The sequence below is a fragment of the Streptomyces sp. MspMP-M5 genome, from assembly GCF_000373585.1.
GTDB lineage: Bacteria > Actinomycetota > Actinomycetes > Streptomycetales > Streptomycetaceae > Streptomyces.
In genome coordinates, this window is sequence record NZ_KB891877.1 from 142,980 (window position 1) to 157,667 (window position 14,688).

Sequence of the window (14,688 nt, forward strand, 5' to 3'; positions counted from 1 at the left end):
TTCGGCCTCCAGTGAGGCCGAACCACCCGTACCCGCCCGTCTTCTGCCGGTCGGCGGGCTCGGCCTCGGCTCTTGCCGGCGTGGAGTCCGACGTCAGCTGCTGTCGCAGTCCGTAGGTGCATACTGAGGGCGATGACAAAGCCTGCTGCACCGAAGCGTCAGTTGCTCACCAGTCCCTTCAAAGCGCCGGTCCCTCCGGCTCCCAAGCACTTCGCCGTGGGCGACCAGGTCACACACGACGTGTACGGCCTCGGCCGGGTGATCGGCATCGAGGAGGGAATCGCGGCGCTTGTGGATTTCGGCTCCGCGCACATGCGGATCTCGAGCCCGTACGACAAGATGACCAAGCTGTAGGACCGCAGCGCGTACACGAGCGCCATCGGGCAGACAGTCGGCCCCGCGCAGTCGTCACCGTGGTCGGCCAGTCGGCTGACGGGGAGTTTCCGCGTTGTACTGGCGGAGCTTCTTGCACTCCTCACGCGCCCAGATCCCCGCGGGTACATCGCGGGCTGTCAGGCCGGGGAGTCCTCGTTGGCGCAGGTCAGCCAGGACCGGGTGATCGTCCTTGCCTCGTCCGCCTGTTCTGGGGTGACGACGCCCTCCATGTCCGGGCCGCGGCCCAGGAAATCCGTGACGCGTTCGCGTTCATCGGCGCTGACCACCCAGACGGACGAGGTGGAGGACCCGTCGTCGTGCCAGTCGAGCACGCTCAAGGTATGCCGGTGGGTCATCGCGTCCTCCCAGCTCCTCGGTAACGGGATGCTCAGAGCGGCCGGACGTTCTCGGCCTGCAGTCCCTTCTGGCCCTGGGTGACGTCGTACTCCACCTGCTGGTTCTCCTCCAGGGAGCGGTACGAGCCCGGGCCTGCCTCGATCGCCGAGAAGTGGACGAAGACGTCGGCGCCGCCGTCGTCCTGCTCGATGAAGCCGAAGCCCTTCTCGGCGTTGAACCACTTGACCTTGCCGGTAGCCACGGCGCCTCCTGAGGGGGTGAGGGCGGCGTCCCACTGATTGATCAGGGATATACCGCCAGACAGCGACTGCCGGTCCCACGGTATCGCCGACGCCCCCTCGCCGCGCGTGGGAGTCTGTCGTGGTGGTGGCCGTGCTACGCGACCTTGGGGCCGCAGCGCATGCCGATGTAGACGCAGGCCGTGCCGTCCTCCAGCGTGGCGAAGACCACCGGCATGTAGTCCTGGCTGAACGCCGCGCCCACCCCGGTACCTGCGAAGACCGTCTCCGTCACCGGGACCAGGTCTATTTCCAGGGGCTCGGAGAAGTCCTTCATGCCGTCGACGAACTCGTACACCGCGTGGCCCGCACCGTCCCGCTCGGTCACGGTGATGACCACGCCCTCGCGCCGGTACGTGCCGACGAGCGGCGCGAGGTCGACCGCGGGCGGTTGGGCCGGCGGGGCGAAGGGCTCCGGCATCGTCACCCCGGCCAACTCGGCGAGGAGTTCCCGGTAGAGCGCCGCGTACAGTTCGCGCGCACCGCCGCCGTTGGTGAGCAGTGCGACCGCGACGCCGGCCGACGGCACCACGCGCAGATAGCCGTACTGGCCGATCGAGGCGCCGTCATGCCCGTATCCCCGGACGCCGTTCCAGTCGTACAGGGTCCAGCCGAGGCCCCAACCGTCCGCGCTGACGGTCCACTTGTCGGGGGAGTCGACCATGCGCTGCTGCATCAGTGCGACCGTCTCCTCGGAGAGCACGCGCGTGCCGTCCTGTGCCACACCACCGTCGAGGTGCATCTGTGCGAGCCGGGCGACGTCCCCGGCCGTGGCGATGACCCTGCCGTAGGGGCCCGCCGAGCGCGGCATCAGGTCCCAGGACGGTGCCGGGTCCGGGTCCTGGCCGGCCTCGCCCAGGTGCCCCATCGCCGCGCGGAACCGCAGCGCCTCCTCGGGAAGCGTCATGGTGTGCGTGAGGCCGAGCGGGGTCAGGAGCAGGTCCTTGAGGGCCTCGTCCCAGACCTTGCCGGTGACCACCTCGATGATCCGGCCGAGCACGTTGTACCCGATGCCGCTGTAGGAGATCGCGGTGCCGGGCGGGCAGTCGAGCGCCACGTCCTTGGCGGCCTCGACGTACTTGGCGAGGCAGTCGTCGCCGCGCCCGCTGTCGTAGGTGAAGTCGCAGGTGAGACCGCTTGTGTGGCTGAGCAGTTGGCGTGTGGTGATGGACCTGGTCGCCGCGGGGTCGGCGACCGAGAACTCCGGCAGCACGTCCACGACCGGTGCGTCCAGGTCCAGTTGACCGGCATCGACGAGTCGCATGATCAGGGTGGCGGTGTAGATCTTGGCGATCGAGCCCATCTGGTAGACCGAGTCGGTCGTCGCGGTGACGCCCGTGCCGCGGTGGAGCACGCCGCTGGCCAGCTCGTGGACGGTCCCGTCCACGAGGAGCGCGAGGGACGCGGCCGGAACGTGGTGTTCGGCGCGCAGTGTGTCCAGGCGGCTCTGCCAGTGGGCGAGGTCCAGCTTCTTGCCCGCCGAGTCCCTGGTCCCCCAGTCGCCCTTGGCTTCCCAGTTGCCCTTGGCGTCCCAGCTCACGTTCTCGGACATGCCAGCTCCCCTTGATGCGTACGGCGTTCTCTTGACGTGAACACTGTACGCACGACGTAACGCTGTACGCAAGACGCGTACGGCGTGCGCTAACGTGAGGGGACGACGGGCGCGGGACGACGCCGGACGAACAGGGACGAGGGCCGCATGCCGAACGACGAGAAGCCGACCGCCTCGGTGTGGACCCGACCGCGCCCCCGGCAGCGGGAACACCTGACCCGCGAGCAGATCGTCGCCGAAGCGATCCGCCTACTGGACGCGGAGGGCGTCGAAGAACTCAGCATGCGCAAGCTCGGCACCCGCCTGGGCACGGCCGCCACCTCCCTGTACCGGCACGTGGCCAACAAGGACGAGCTGATCGAGCTGGTCGTGGACGACGTCTACGGCGAACCGGACGTACCGACCGCCGTCGACGGGACACAGTGGCGGGCGGCCGTCACCCACACCGCCACCGAGCTGCGGGCCATGACCCTGCGCCACCCGTGGATCGCCCCCGAACTGGGCCAGGTCGGCCTGGTCCACATCGGCCCGAACGCCATGCGGATGTCGTCGGCGCTGCTCGCGCAGTTCGAGGCGGCGGGCTTCCCCGCGGACGAGAGGGACCAGGCCATGGCCACGCTCATGGCGTACGTCATCGGGATCGCGACCGCCGAGGCCGCATACCTCTCGGTGATCGCCCGCAGCGGCCGGACCGAGCAGGAGTGGGTGGCGGGCCTGCGACCGGCCTTCGACGAGGCCACACGGGAGCACCCCCGGCTGCGCGCGGGAAGCTCCGCCCAACAGGACGTGCATCCGCAGCGGATCCGCGACGACAACTTCACGTACGGGCTCGACCGGGTCCTCGACGGCCTGGCGGCCCGGCTCGCGACCTAGGGCGCTGCACGTACGGGGCACGACCTGGCCGGAAGCGGTCGGTCAGTGGACGCGGCCTCCACGACCCTTGGCCAGTTGCCGCGCACTTCCCGGGTGACGGGTGTCGGCGCGCGCTGCGTCCTGCGCACGTTCTGCAGGGCCTGATCAGTCCGCCGGTGAAGCACGGTCCGCTCACCGTCGCACAGTGCGCCGCTGCAGCCCCCGGAAGCCGACTTGAACGGCGAGCACGTGACGTTGTCGGACCAGGATCATGCGCTGCTGGAATCGCTCGCAGAGGACGGTCGCGTCGGCTACCAGGCTCTGGCGTCCGTCACGGGCTGGTCGCAGACGTCGGTGCATCGGCGGCTCACCGAGCTGCGTCGCAGACCGGCCGTCCGCAGCAAGGCGTTCCAGTCCGGCCTGCACCACAGCGGCGAAGCCGAGCTGCTCGGATCGCCGGAAGTGCCACGTCAACTGGCTGTGGGAGAGCGGGAGTGGCCAGGGTTGGCGACGGCCACACCGACTCTCACCGGGGATGAGCTTGCACGTCGGCCCAGCACCGGCCCGTGCGGCCGACCGACAGATGCGTCCCGAACCCGCGGGGACATCGGCGCACGCCCGCGGGTCGTCAGGGAGCTCTGCGCGCGGGACACATGAACCAAGACTCATATGGACATGAATTTCATTTCCATCTAGTCTCGTGGTGCATACGGAGCCGGCGAGCACGACTGGAGGTGATTGCGCCGTGAGTGGCCGGAGGACCCGGCAGCGGGAAGCCGTCCGGCAGGCCCTCTCGGTCTGCCAGGACTTCGTGTCGGCGCAGGTGTTGCACGCCCGCGTGGCCGCCGCCGGGTCTCCGGTCGGCCTGAGCACCGTCTACCGGACTCTCCGGGAACTGGAGACGGCCGGCCGTGTCGACGTCGTACGCGACGACGCGGGCGAACGCCTCTATCGGGAGCGGCCGGTGGACGGGCACCGCCATTACCTGATCTGCCGCAGTTGCAGCCGTAGCCAGCCGGTGGATTCCGAGGTGGTCGAGGAGTGGGCCGGGCGGATCGGTACGGACACCGGGTTCGTGGCGGTGGAGCACACCCTCGAACTCACCGGCATCTGCACCGGCTGCCAGCCGCACCGTGACGAAGGAGAACTGACGCCATGCCACTGGGATCCCGCCCGCAGCCGGGCCCGAAGCTGCGTGAGGTGAAGGAGGCCGTACGCGCACTGCTCGGCCTCGACGACGACACCGCGGTCGTGGTCCGGGAGCTTGCCTGCACCGAGCCCGGCTGCCCGCCGCTGGAGACGGTCATCGCCGTACTCCCCATGGACGCCCCGCCCCGCCGCTGGACCCTGCACCACCCCGCCGACCAGATCACCGCCGAGCACCTGCGATCCGCACTGCTCGACTCCCCGCGCACCACCGCAGACGAAGGAGTTCGTGAATGACCACGCCAGAACGACTCGGCGAGCCCCGTGACGAGTCGCGGGACGAGCGGGTCCCGGTCACCGTCCTGACCGGCTTCCTCGGCTCGGGCAAGACCACCCTGCTCAACCGCATCCTCACCGAGCAGCACGGGCTGCGGATCGCCGTCATCGAGAACGAGTTCGGCGAGGTCGGCATCGACGACGCCCTCGTGCTCGACGCCGAGGAAGAGATCTTCGAGATGAACAACGGCTGCATCTGCTGCACCGTGCGCGGAGATCTGATCCGCATCCTGGGCGCGCTGATGCGACGCCGGGAGAAGTTCGACCACATCCTGATCGAGACGACCGGGCTGGCCGACCCGGCGCCGGTCGCGCAGACCTTCTTCATGGACGACGAGATCGCCGCCCAGCTGCGGCTCGATGCCATCGTCACCCTTGTCGACGCCGCGCACGTCCTCCAGCACCTGGACGAGGTCAAGCCCGAGGGGGTGGAGAACGAGGCGGTGGAGCAGATCGCCTTCGCCGACCGGATCGTGCTGAACAAGACCGACCTGGCCGACGAGCAGACCGTTGCCGAGGTCGTCGCCCGTATCCGGGCCGTCAACAGCGGCGTGCGGATCATCCCGGCCCAGCACGCCGAGCTCGACCTCCAACAGGTGCTGGACGTCGGCGCGTTCGACCTGGAGCGGGTGCTCGCCGACGACCCGTCCTTCCTCACCGAGACCGAGCACCAGCACGACACCACCGTCACCTCGGTCGGCATCGACCTGCCCGGCGAACTCGACGAGGACAGGCTCAACCGCTGGCTGGGAGACCTCCTGCGGACCAAGGGCGTCGACCTCTTCCGTTCCAAGGGAATCCTGGCCCTCGGGGGTGCCCCCAGGCAGTACGTCTTCCAGGGCGTCCACATGCTGCTGGACGGCGAGTTCGGCCGCGCGTGGCGGGAGGGCGAGGAGCGGCGCAACCGCCTGGTGTTCATCGGCCGCAACCTCGACCGCGAGGCCCTGGAGCGCGGCTTCGCCGGCTGCCTGGCACGGGCGGGAGCGTCCGCATGAGCATCACCGCACCCGACGAGGCGCGCACGGCCGCCTGGGAAACCTCTGTCGGCGACGCGCCGGTCGCGCTGAGCGCGGCCGGTGATCTGGTGGCCGTCGCCGGGGCCGAAGGCGCCGTCACGGTGCTGGACGTCGCAGGGGGCGGCACGGTCGGCGCCTGCCAACTGCCCGGCGGCGCGCTGAGCGTGGCGCTCGCCCCGGATGCCCGGCACCTGGTGGCCACCGGCCCCACGGGGTACGCACTGTGGCGGCGCGAGGACGGGGAGACGACGGTGCGGGAAACCGGAGCCTGGTCGTCGGCCGCCGCTTGGGCAGCCCCAGACCGGGTGGCGGTCGCCTCCGGCCGTCGCGCACTCGTACTGGGCCCGGACGGCAAGGAGTTGTGGGCCACCGAGCCCGCCGCGTCGACCGTCACCGACCTCGCCTGGCTGCGGCAGGGCCGGCGGCTGGCCGTCGCCGCGTACGGTGCGGTGCGCTGCCACGAACGGCACACCGACAAGCCGGTGGTCACCTACCCCTACATCGGCTCGCACCTGGCGCTGGCCGTCGCCCCCACCGGCCGGTGGATCTGCAGCGGCAACCAGGATGCCTCCATTCACATCTGGCGTACACGGGACGGCAGTGAACTGACCATGTCCGGCTACCCGGAGAAGGTCTCCCGGCTCGCCTTCGACGACTCGGGCTTCTGGCTGGCGGCCGACGGCGCCCCGGACGTGACGGTGTGGGATTTCTCCGGCAAGGGACCGGCCGGCACCGCGCCACGTTCGCTGCGCTGCCATGAGACCGTCACCGCGCTGGCCTGGCGGCCGGGTGCCGGAGGCCACCTGGCCACGGGCGGCCACGACGGCACGATCGCGCTGTGGCGGGCCACCGCGGGACGGCCGGAAGCCCGACTGCGCCCGGAGCGCACGCTCGACGGTGCCGCGGCGGTGGCCGCCCTGGCCTGGGCCGGACCGCATCTGCTGGTCGCCGCCCACCGCGACGGACACGTCCGAGCCCACCACCTGCCCTCCCGGACCGCCCTGTGACCGCGGGCTCGGCCCGTACGGTGATCGGCGCCGCCCGCGAACGGCCGTGCACGCTGGTGGTGTGCCGGGGATGCTGCTGCGGCAACCCGCGCAAGCACCCCGACAGCGATCACCAGTGGCAACTGGACCGGCTGTATGCGGCCGCCGCCGCATCCGGCGGCCGCATCGCGGTCCGCACCACGGACTGCCTCGGGCCCTGCGACCAGGCCAACGTCATCGTCGTCCAGCCCTCCGGTGAAGGACGGCGCCGCGGTGGTCGCGCGACCTGGATCGGCTTCGCCATGGGCGATCCCGCCACCGACGACCTCCTGCGCTGGGCCGCCGACGGCGGCCCCGGCCTGGCCGCACCCCCACCCGCCCTGGAACTGCAGTTCATCCACCCGCCAGGTGTGGCACGTGCACGGGCACAGGGGCGGCGGGGGCGGGGCCGTGCACGCCGGTGACGCCAGCCCCCACCAACTCCCGTCATGTGCCTGGGCCGGCTGCCCCGCCCACGCAGAACCGTACGCACCCGCCGGTGCCTCCCCCTCCCCAGGAGGCACCGGCGCGCGACGGGCGGCTCCCATGGACGGACCCACGGCGACCACCGTCGCCGCCACCCTGCAAGCCCTCGCCACCCCGTCCCGTCTTCAGATCCTCACCACGCTGCGGCAACAGCCCTATCCCGTCACCGAACTCGCCGCCGCCATCGGCATGAACCAGTCCGCCGTCTCCCACCAGCTCCGCCTGCTGCGCGCCCTCGGACTGGTCACCGGCGAACGGGCAGGCCGCAGCATCGTCTACCGCCTCCACGACAACCACGTCGCCCAGCTCCTCGACGAGGCCGTCCACCACATCGAACACCTCAGGCTCGGCGTGTAGAACAGCCCGGCTGAAGGAACGCCGCTGCATGGCGCCCCTTCAGCCGGGCTGTCCGTCATTCGCCGGCTGCGGACCGTTCACGGCAGTCCGGACAGACTCCGGAGAGTTCCAGGGTGTGCTGGAGGTTCGCGAATCCGGAGGTGCGGGCGATCTTCTTCGCCCAGGTCTCCACCGGCCCTGAGTCGACCGGTTGGCTGAGGCCGCATTCGGTGCAGAGCAGGTAGTGGCGGTGGTCGGGGCCGGGGCGGTAGCGGAAGAGGCGTTCGCCGTTGGTGTCGCGGACGACATCGGCGCGGCCGGCGCCGGCGAGGGCGGTCAGGGTGCGGTAGACCGTGGTCAGTCCGACCGGTGAGCCGTCTGCGGCGAGTTGGTTGTGCAGCGCCTGGGCGCCGATGAAGTCGTCCGCGGAGACGAGGGCCTCAAGGATGATGGCTCGCTGCTGAGTGAGGCGGCCGATCAGCGCCACGTCCTGCGAAGGTGCGGCGGTGTGCGGTCGGTTGCGTGCCATCACCATGCCTTCGTTCTCCGTGCTTTCGTTCAGGCCCCTGCAGGGGCTGCGGTGGTCGGGGAGCGTCTGGCGGGGCGCCGTACGAGGAAGGTGGCCGCGTAAACGGCGGTGGCGGCGGCCATGATGGCGAAGCTGGGCGGCACCTTCGGGAGCGCGGACGAGGCGTAGAGCCCGGCCCACATCTCCCCTACGGCGAGGGTGGCGGAGAGGGCGAGCGCGCGGTAGGGGCGGTCGGTGAGCCGGATCGCGGCGCCGGCGGGCGCCGCCAGCAGGCCGAGCAGCAGCAGGGACCCGACGGCCTGGGTGGCCTCGGCAGCACTGATGCCCGCGATGGCGAGGAAGCCGAAACCGAGCAGGCGGACGGGCACCCCGCGGGCCGCGGCCACGGCCTCGTCGAGGGTGGCGAACAGCAGCGGGCGGGCGATGAACAGCATCAGCAGGCAGACGCCGAGGGCGACCAGGGCCGCCACGGTCGCTCCCTCGGCGGAGATGCCGAAGACCGAGCCGAACAGGACGCTGACGCCGGCGGTGCCGTCGGCGGTGCTGCGGGAGGTGGTGTACAGGGTGACGAAGAAGGCGCCCAGGCCCAGGATCCAGGAGAAGACGCTGCCTATGACGACATCGTCCGGGCGGGCGCGGCGGCCCAGGGTGCCGAAGAGCAGCGCGACGGCGACCGTTGCGGCCAGCAGCCCCAGGCGCAGGTCGTAGCCGAAGGCCAGGGCGGCCATGGCACCGGTGAAGGCGACGTGGCTGAGGGCGTCGGCGGTGAAGACCTGGGCCCGCAGGACGAGGAAGTAGCCGACGAGGCCGGAGGCCGCGGCGATGGCGGTCCCCGCGAGCAGCGCGTGCTGGAAGAAGGGCTGGGCGAGCGGCGATGCGGCCAGCAGACCGGTCATGCCGCAACCTCCTTGGCGGGCAGGGGCGTTCCGATCCGGTCGCGGATGCCGTACAGCGCGCGCACGGCCCGGGCGATGACGTACCCGGCGAAGGCGAACGAGGTCACGAAGAAGCCCAACGGGTAGGGCGAGTAGTACGCGGCGATCAGCCCGAGCCAGGTGGCGGCGAAGGCCAGCAGCACGGTGAGCGCGAGGCTCAGCCCCGGCCGGGCGGTGAGGGACTGCGCCGTCGCCGCCGGGATCACCATGAGCGCGAAGACGAGCAGGGTTCCGGTGATCTGGCCGGCCTCGGCGGTCGCCGCACCGAGCAGGACGAGGAAGGCGACGGACAGCGCCCGGACGGGCACTCCGCGCCCGGCGGCGACCTGCGGGTCGACGGAGGCGAACAGCAGTGGCCGCCCGATCAGCGCCAGCACCGCGAGCACCGCCACACCCACCCCCGTCAACACGGTGACCTGCGACGACGTAATGCCGAGGAAGGTGCCGAACAGGATGGTCTGCGGCCCCTCCAGCAGCCCTTTGTACAGGGCGATGAACAGGAATCCGGAGGCGAGCAGGAACGCCTGGACGGTCCCGGTGAGCGCGGACTCCTGCGCACCGCCCCCGCGCCATCCGAGGGCCGCGATGACCAGGGCCGCGGCCACGCAGAGGGTGAAGTAGCCGTAGACCGCGCTCACTCCGAGCAGGACCGCACCGGCGGCACCGGGGAAGGCGACCGCGGAGACGGTGTGCGCGGCGAATGTCTGCCGCCGCAGGACCACGAACCAGCCCACGGCCGCGGCGACCACGGCCACGATCGCGCCCGCGCGGAAGGCGTTGACCATGAACGGGTACGACCACATCTGCTGGAAGTCGCTGATGAGGTTCCACGACCAGGCGGGCGCGGCGGTGTCAGCCGGCATCACGACCGCCCCCATGGGTCTCGTGCCGGTCGGTGTGCACCGCGGGCGCCTCCGGCTGGCCGACCACGACCAGGCGCCCGCCGGACGTCCGGAGCACCTCGATGGGGGTGGCGTAGAGCCTGGTCAGCGTGTCGGAGGTGATGACCTCGGCCGGGGTGCCGGTGGCGGCGGCGCCCTCGGCGAGGTACACCACCCGGTCCAGGTGGTGGAGTATCGGGTTCACGTCATGGGCGACCATGACCACCGCAACGCCCTGCTGGTGGCAGATCCGGCCGATCAGCGCGGCCACCGCGCTCTGGTTGGGCAGGTCCAGGCTGTCCAACGGCTCGTCCAGCAGAAGCAGTTCGGGCCGTCGGACCAGTGCCTGCGCGATCAGCAGCCGCTGCTGCTCACCGCCGGAACACTGCCCGATCGGCCGGTGGGCGTACGCCGACGCCCCGACCAACTCGATCACCTCGGCCACCCGTTCGCGCGCCGCCCGGCGGCGGGCGCTGGGGAACGGCAGCGGCACGCCCCAGCGGTCACCGTCGAGCCCCATGCGCACGACGTCGATCCCACGGACGCGCATCGAGGCGTCGAAGCTGCGGCGCTGCGGCAGGTAGCCGATGCGGTCGCTGGCCTGCCCGGGGCGCACACCGAGGACCCGCACCTGACCGGAGGCGGCGGGCAGCGCACCGAGCAGCACCTTGATCATGGTGGACTTGCCGACGCCGTTCGGGCCGAGGACGGCGGTGAACTCACCGGACCCGATGCGAAGATCCACCCCCGACCACAACGCGCGCCCGCCGACGCGCACGGCGGCGTCGCGCAGCGCGACCACCGGGCCGCTTCCGGGTTCTGCGGCGGTGTCGTGGTCTTGGTCTTCGGTTCGAGGTGGGGGGACGGCATGGCCGCCGCGGGCCACGGCGTCGCGGACCTTCGCCGCCGGGTTCATGGTCAGGCTCACTTCCCGGTGGCCTTGGCCAGGGCCTGCTCGATGCCCTGGAGTTGGGTGGTCTGCCACTGCTGGAAGGTGGCCCCGGCGGGGGTGAGGGTCTCGGTCACGGTGGCCACCGGGATGCCCGCGTCCTTGGCCGCCTTGACCTGCGCCTGCACGTCCGGCGTGGAGTTCTGGGAGTTGTAGACGTAGGTCTTGATCTGCTTGTTCTTGATCTGCTGGTCGATGGCGGCCTTGTCCTTGGCCGTGGGGTCGGAGCCCTCGCTCATCGCGTCGAGGAACGTCTCGGGGGTGAGCATCTTCAGCCCCAGGCTGTCCGACAGCGGCGTGACGATCGACTCGGAAGCGCCGATCGGGGTGCCCGCGTACTTCGCCTTGATGTCGGCTATGAGCTTGTTGTAGCCGGCGAGCGTCTTCGTCTCGAAGGCCGTCTTCTGCTGGTCGAAGTAGGCGGCGTCGGCCGGGTCGAGCTTCTTGTAGTCGCCCGCGATCTTCTCGATCACCTTGTGGACGTCGCCCGGGGAGTACCAGCGGTGCGGGTTGCCGCCCGGCTTGACGCCGACCAGGTCGCCGACCTTCAACTCGGTACGCCCGCTGCCCGGGTTGGCGGCGAGCAGCTTGTCCGCCCAGGCGTCGTAGCCGATGCCGTTGACGATCGCGTACTGGGCACCGGCCACCGTGCGGGCGTCGGCGGCGGTCGGCTCGTAATCGTGCGGGTCGGTGTCGGGGTTGGTGATGATGCTGGTCACCTTCACGTGGCTGCCGCCGAGCTGGGAGGCGATGCTGCCCCAGAAGTTCTCCCCCGCCACCACCTGGATCGTCTTGCCCGAACCGCCGCCGGTGGCACCGGTGCCGCCGCTCTTCGTCGATGCGGAAGGGGCCGAGGTCGAGCAGGCGGTCGCGGTCACACCCGTGAGCACCGCTGTCGCGGCGACGAGCGCGGTCCGGACGAATGCTCGCGGAAATCGGGACACGGGGACGGCGCGGGCGCTGCTCATGCGAGAACTCCTTCAGGCGGTGCCGGATGCGCGGTCGCACGCTCCGGCTCAGATGCCCTCGAAGTTAAATGGAAATGATTTTCACTTCAATGGCCAGGTGAAAACCATTGCCATCTTTTGACCGGAACCCGACCGTCCGGGCCAGACCAGGCGAGATCCCTGATGACGTAGCGCCGGACGCGGCTCCGGCCCGCGGTCACGGCCGGGGCGTCTGCCACTTGATGTGCTCGCTGATCCACTGCGTAGGGGACTCCATGTTGGACAGATACGTGGCACCGTTGTGGGTGCCGCCCGGTATCTCCCACAGCTTGGTGTGGACCGGCCCCTTGCCGTACGCGGCCATGAACTTCTTGATGGCGTTGATGGTCGCCGCGTGCTCCTTCGTGCCGACCTGGAAGGCGATGTAGACGTCCGGCCCCTTGGTGGCCACCAGCTGCCTGGCCAACTCCTCAGGGTTGTTCTCCCGCTTCTCCTTCTCGTGGCCTCGCCACAGCGGGGAGTCGGGCACGATGTCGGGACCGTTGGCGATGGCGGTCTTGAACTTGTCGGGGTGCTTCAGCACGGCCTTCAGACTGGCGAAGCCGCCGGTGGAGGAGCCCATGTAACTCCAGCCGTCACGGGACTTGATCGTCCGGAAGTTGGCTTTCATCAGGTCGGGCACGTCCTCGGTCAGCCAGGTGCCCATCTTCGGCTGGCCGGGAATGTCGCTGGCGTCCCAGTAGATGCCCTTGTCGTCCGGGCCGGGGTTGAGGATCGGCATGGCCAGCAGGAAGGGCTTGCTCTTGCCCTCCTGGTACCACTTCGAGACGCTCTTCTCCAACGAGAGCTTGTCCTTGCCGAACTCTCCGACCGACCAGTAGTTGCTGTCGTTGCCGGGGCCGCCGGGCAGGGCGATCATGACGGGGAAGCCGCGCGACGCGAACTTCGGATCCTGGGTGTACTCCTTGGGGGCCCAGACCCAGACCTTTCCCTTGAATCCGGACTTTTTCCCCTCCAGCGTGACGACGCTGACCTTGGTGCCGTCGCTCAGGGTCTTGACGCTCGTGAAGTCGGCCCTGGGGCCCGTGGGCATCAGGGTTGCGGAGTCGGCGGCCTTCGAGGCGCCGGCCTGGTCGTAGCTGACAGGGTCGCCCTCGCCGGTGAACGGCGGAATCCCGAAGTAGCTCATCACCGGCCAGGCGATCAGCCCGAGGACAACCATGGGCGCTACTCCCATGAGCCATCTCCGGGCGACGGTGGCCCGGCGTCGACCACTGGACTGGTAGATCCGGGCCGGTGGGGTCGTCATCTTGCTGCTCCGGTGGTACTGCCCCGAAGGGCAAGAAAGGTCGGTTCCACCCTGTGGGACAGGCAAGCCCGGGCCAGAGGTTCCGAATCGTCCCCGTATTCCGGACCTCTGTGACGAAACACTCAGAGGAAGCCCCTGGAGCTGCCCTGCCTGGCGTCATCGCTCAGGCGCCCTGCCACCTGCGTGACTGGTGACTGGGATCAGCAGCACAAGGAGACGGCCGGCCGTCCGCGGCGGGGGCAGCGGCCCGGCGAAGAAGCCTCGACAAACCCATCATCACAGGCCACGAGTCATCTCTCACGTCCCCGCCACCGGTCACTCCCACCCGACGTCGATTCGGTTGTTCCGTGTCAGTGCCGTACAGTTCACCGTGCCGTCGCGGGGTGGAGCAGCTCGGTAGCTCGCTGGGCTCATAACCCAGAGGTCGCAGGTTCAAATCCTGTCCCCGCTACTCACAGGTGAAGGCCCGGTGGATTCCACCGGGCCTTCACTGTTCATGTTCTCGTTGTCGATCTGGCGGTGGTCCGGCCGACCCGCGCGCCAGATCAGCGTACGTGGACGGTCTTGGTCTGCGTGGTGATGTCCAGGCGCGGATGGCCGCCGCGCGGGCCGTCGACGCCGTAGAGCACTCCACGGAACTGCAGCACGCCCCGATGACCGGCCTTGACCATCACATCGACCTTGGCCTCACTGGCACCCATGGCCACGATCCGGCCGCACGTGACGGTGCGCCATGCACCCTGCATCCCGACACGCTCCTGCGCGCAGAACTTCGCGTACTGCAGCGCATCACTGTCGCCCTGTCCCTTGACATAGACGCTCTGGCCGAGCTTCACGGTGCCCGGCGACACACGGAGAGTGGCACTTCCCTTGGCGAACGCCGGCGTCACCGCCAGCACGGCCGCAGCCACCCCCACGACACCCACCGCGGCGCATCGCGCCCCCCGGCGCCCGAACATCCCGCTTGCGGCGCGCCCGTCTCCACGATGCGTCATCGCTGTCCTCCCGTTGTTGTGATCTCTCGTCTCGCTCCTGGACGACATTGAGCTTCAACGATCGGGTTGGCGTTGTGCTAACGGACGGCTAATGCGGTGCAGCGGCGTACCACAGCGAGCCTGCCGCCGACGACATCACTGCATTCATCCCTGGCATTTCATTGCCGGCATCTTCATCTACCCGCTGCGTCTCCTGCTGCGCCTGTCGTCCATCCTCGGGAAAGCGAAACGCGGCATGGAGATGGGTTTGTCGGCAGCAACGACGTTCCTCGCTGCGTTGTTCGTCGAGTCCTTCACGCCCGGGCTGCATGTGCTCTCCGGGGCTTGCGAGGCTTGCTGCTCGTCAATGACGGGCTGTCAGTTCACGTTGCCAGGCGGGCGGGT

At 69.9% G+C, this 14,688-nt stretch carries 20 protein-coding genes and 1 tRNA gene; 10 read left to right on the forward strand and 11 right to left on the reverse strand.

Annotated elements, in window-relative coordinates; genetic code table 11:
• Nucleotides 1-132: 132 nt before the first annotated feature.
• Nucleotides 133-354 (forward strand): hypothetical protein, encoded by a 222-nt coding sequence (locus tag B073_RS0107910; protein ID WP_026247176.1) that lies wholly within the window; start codon nucleotides 133-135, stop codon nucleotides 352-354.
• A gap of 158 nt (nucleotides 355-512) precedes the next feature.
• Here the strand turns inward: B073_RS0107910 and B073_RS0107915 are convergent, their stop codons facing one another.
• The 3 genes from B073_RS0107915 to B073_RS0107925 form a co-directional block, all read right to left on the reverse strand.
• Nucleotides 513-731, reverse strand: a complete 219-nt coding sequence (locus tag B073_RS0107915; RefSeq protein WP_018537545.1) for a hypothetical protein — start codon at nucleotides 729-731, stop codon at nucleotides 513-515.
• 32 nt (nucleotides 732-763) lie between these two features.
• Complete coding sequence (locus tag B073_RS0107920; protein ID WP_018537546.1) at nucleotides 764-973, reverse strand: cold-shock protein; 210 nt, start codon at nucleotides 971-973, stop codon at nucleotides 764-766.
• Nucleotides 974-1,107: 134 nt separating this feature from the next.
• Entirely contained in the window at nucleotides 1,108-2,562 is a 1,455-nt protein-coding gene (locus B073_RS0107925) for a serine hydrolase domain-containing protein (RefSeq protein WP_018537547.1), read from the reverse strand.
• 147 nt (nucleotides 2,563-2,709) lie between these two features.
• Between B073_RS0107925 and B073_RS0107930 the strand changes: the two genes are divergently transcribed.
• From B073_RS0107930 to B073_RS0107960, 8 genes are all read left to right on the forward strand, one after another.
• Entirely contained in the window at nucleotides 2,710-3,435 is a 726-nt protein-coding gene (locus B073_RS0107930) for a TetR/AcrR family transcriptional regulator (protein WP_018537548.1), read from the forward strand.
• Between the two features lie 228 nt (nucleotides 3,436-3,663).
• The gene (locus tag B073_RS49250) at nucleotides 3,664-4,071 is read left to right on the forward strand and encodes an AsnC family transcriptional regulator (protein ID WP_420706429.1); all 408 of its coding nucleotides are present in this window, start codon (nucleotides 3,664-3,666) and stop codon (nucleotides 4,069-4,071) included.
• A gap of 88 nt (nucleotides 4,072-4,159) precedes the next feature.
• Nucleotides 4,160-4,618 (forward strand): Fur family transcriptional regulator, encoded by a 459-nt coding sequence (locus B073_RS39400; RefSeq protein ID WP_018537549.1) that lies wholly within the window; start codon nucleotides 4,160-4,162, stop codon nucleotides 4,616-4,618.
• Complete coding sequence (locus B073_RS0107940; protein ID WP_234025020.1) at nucleotides 4,615-4,857, forward strand: hypothetical protein; 243 nt, start codon at nucleotides 4,615-4,617, stop codon at nucleotides 4,855-4,857. The genes B073_RS39400 and B073_RS0107940 overlap by 4 nt, the downstream gene beginning before the upstream one ends.
• Nucleotides 4,854-5,891: a CobW family GTP-binding protein gene (locus tag B073_RS0107945; RefSeq protein ID WP_018537551.1), complete on the forward strand. Its 1,038-nt coding sequence runs from the start codon at nucleotides 4,854-4,856 to the stop codon at nucleotides 5,889-5,891. The genes B073_RS0107940 and B073_RS0107945 overlap by 4 nt, the downstream gene beginning before the upstream one ends.
• Nucleotides 5,888-6,919, forward strand: coding sequence for a WD40 repeat domain-containing protein (locus tag B073_RS0107950; RefSeq protein ID WP_018537552.1), 1,032 nt, complete (start codon nucleotides 5,888-5,890; stop codon nucleotides 6,917-6,919). Before B073_RS0107945 ends, B073_RS0107950 begins: the two co-directional genes overlap by 4 nt.
• Nucleotides 6,916-7,362: a hypothetical protein gene (locus B073_RS0107955; protein WP_018537553.1), complete on the forward strand. Its 447-nt coding sequence runs from the start codon at nucleotides 6,916-6,918 to the stop codon at nucleotides 7,360-7,362. Before B073_RS0107950 ends, B073_RS0107955 begins: the two co-directional genes overlap by 4 nt.
• A gap of 121 nt (nucleotides 7,363-7,483) precedes the next feature.
• Complete coding sequence (locus tag B073_RS0107960) at nucleotides 7,484-7,780, forward strand: ArsR/SmtB family transcription factor (RefSeq protein WP_018537554.1); 297 nt, start codon at nucleotides 7,484-7,486, stop codon at nucleotides 7,778-7,780.
• Nucleotides 7,781-7,835: 55 nt separating this feature from the next.
• On the opposite strand, the gene B073_RS0107965 is transcribed toward B073_RS0107960, so the two are convergent.
• The 6 genes from B073_RS0107965 to B073_RS39405 form a co-directional block, all read right to left on the reverse strand.
• On the reverse strand, nucleotides 7,836-8,288 hold the full coding sequence (locus tag B073_RS0107965) for a Fur family transcriptional regulator (RefSeq protein ID WP_037811212.1): 453 nt from the start codon (nucleotides 8,286-8,288) through the stop codon (nucleotides 7,836-7,838).
• Between the two features lie 29 nt (nucleotides 8,289-8,317).
• Nucleotides 8,318-9,184 (reverse strand): metal ABC transporter permease, encoded by an 867-nt coding sequence (locus B073_RS0107970; protein ID WP_018537556.1) that lies wholly within the window; start codon nucleotides 9,182-9,184, stop codon nucleotides 8,318-8,320.
• Nucleotides 9,181-10,086 (reverse strand): metal ABC transporter permease, encoded by a 906-nt coding sequence (locus tag B073_RS0107975; RefSeq protein ID WP_106731800.1) that lies wholly within the window; start codon nucleotides 10,084-10,086, stop codon nucleotides 9,181-9,183. Before B073_RS0107975 ends, B073_RS0107970 begins: the two co-directional genes overlap by 4 nt.
• Nucleotides 10,076-11,032: a metal ABC transporter ATP-binding protein gene (locus tag B073_RS0107980; protein WP_234025021.1), complete on the reverse strand. Its 957-nt coding sequence runs from the start codon at nucleotides 11,030-11,032 to the stop codon at nucleotides 10,076-10,078. Before B073_RS0107980 ends, B073_RS0107975 begins: the two co-directional genes overlap by 11 nt.
• Entirely contained in the window at nucleotides 11,029-12,021 is a 993-nt protein-coding gene (locus B073_RS0107985; protein ID WP_018537559.1) for a metal ABC transporter solute-binding protein, Zn/Mn family, read from the reverse strand. Before B073_RS0107985 ends, B073_RS0107980 begins: the two co-directional genes overlap by 4 nt.
• Before the next feature lie 196 nt (nucleotides 12,022-12,217).
• The gene (locus tag B073_RS39405; protein WP_018537560.1) at nucleotides 12,218-13,222 is read right to left on the reverse strand and encodes an alpha/beta hydrolase-fold protein; all 1,005 of its coding nucleotides are present in this window, start codon (nucleotides 13,220-13,222) and stop codon (nucleotides 12,218-12,220) included.
• 464 nt (nucleotides 13,223-13,686) lie between these two features.
• On the opposite strand from B073_RS39405, the gene B073_RS0107995 reads away from it, so the two are divergent.
• A tRNA-Met gene (locus tag B073_RS0107995) sits at nucleotides 13,687-13,760 on the forward strand.
• Between the two features lie 94 nt (nucleotides 13,761-13,854).
• Here the strand turns inward: B073_RS0107995 and B073_RS0108000 are convergent.
• Nucleotides 13,855-14,220, reverse strand: a complete 366-nt coding sequence (locus tag B073_RS0108000) for a hypothetical protein (protein WP_234025022.1) — start codon at nucleotides 14,218-14,220, stop codon at nucleotides 13,855-13,857.
• Between the two features lie 172 nt (nucleotides 14,221-14,392).
• Nucleotides 14,393-14,614: a hypothetical protein gene (locus B073_RS46280; protein WP_158690103.1), complete on the reverse strand. Its 222-nt coding sequence runs from the start codon at nucleotides 14,612-14,614 to the stop codon at nucleotides 14,393-14,395.
• Between the last annotated feature and the right edge of the window lie 74 nt (nucleotides 14,615-14,688).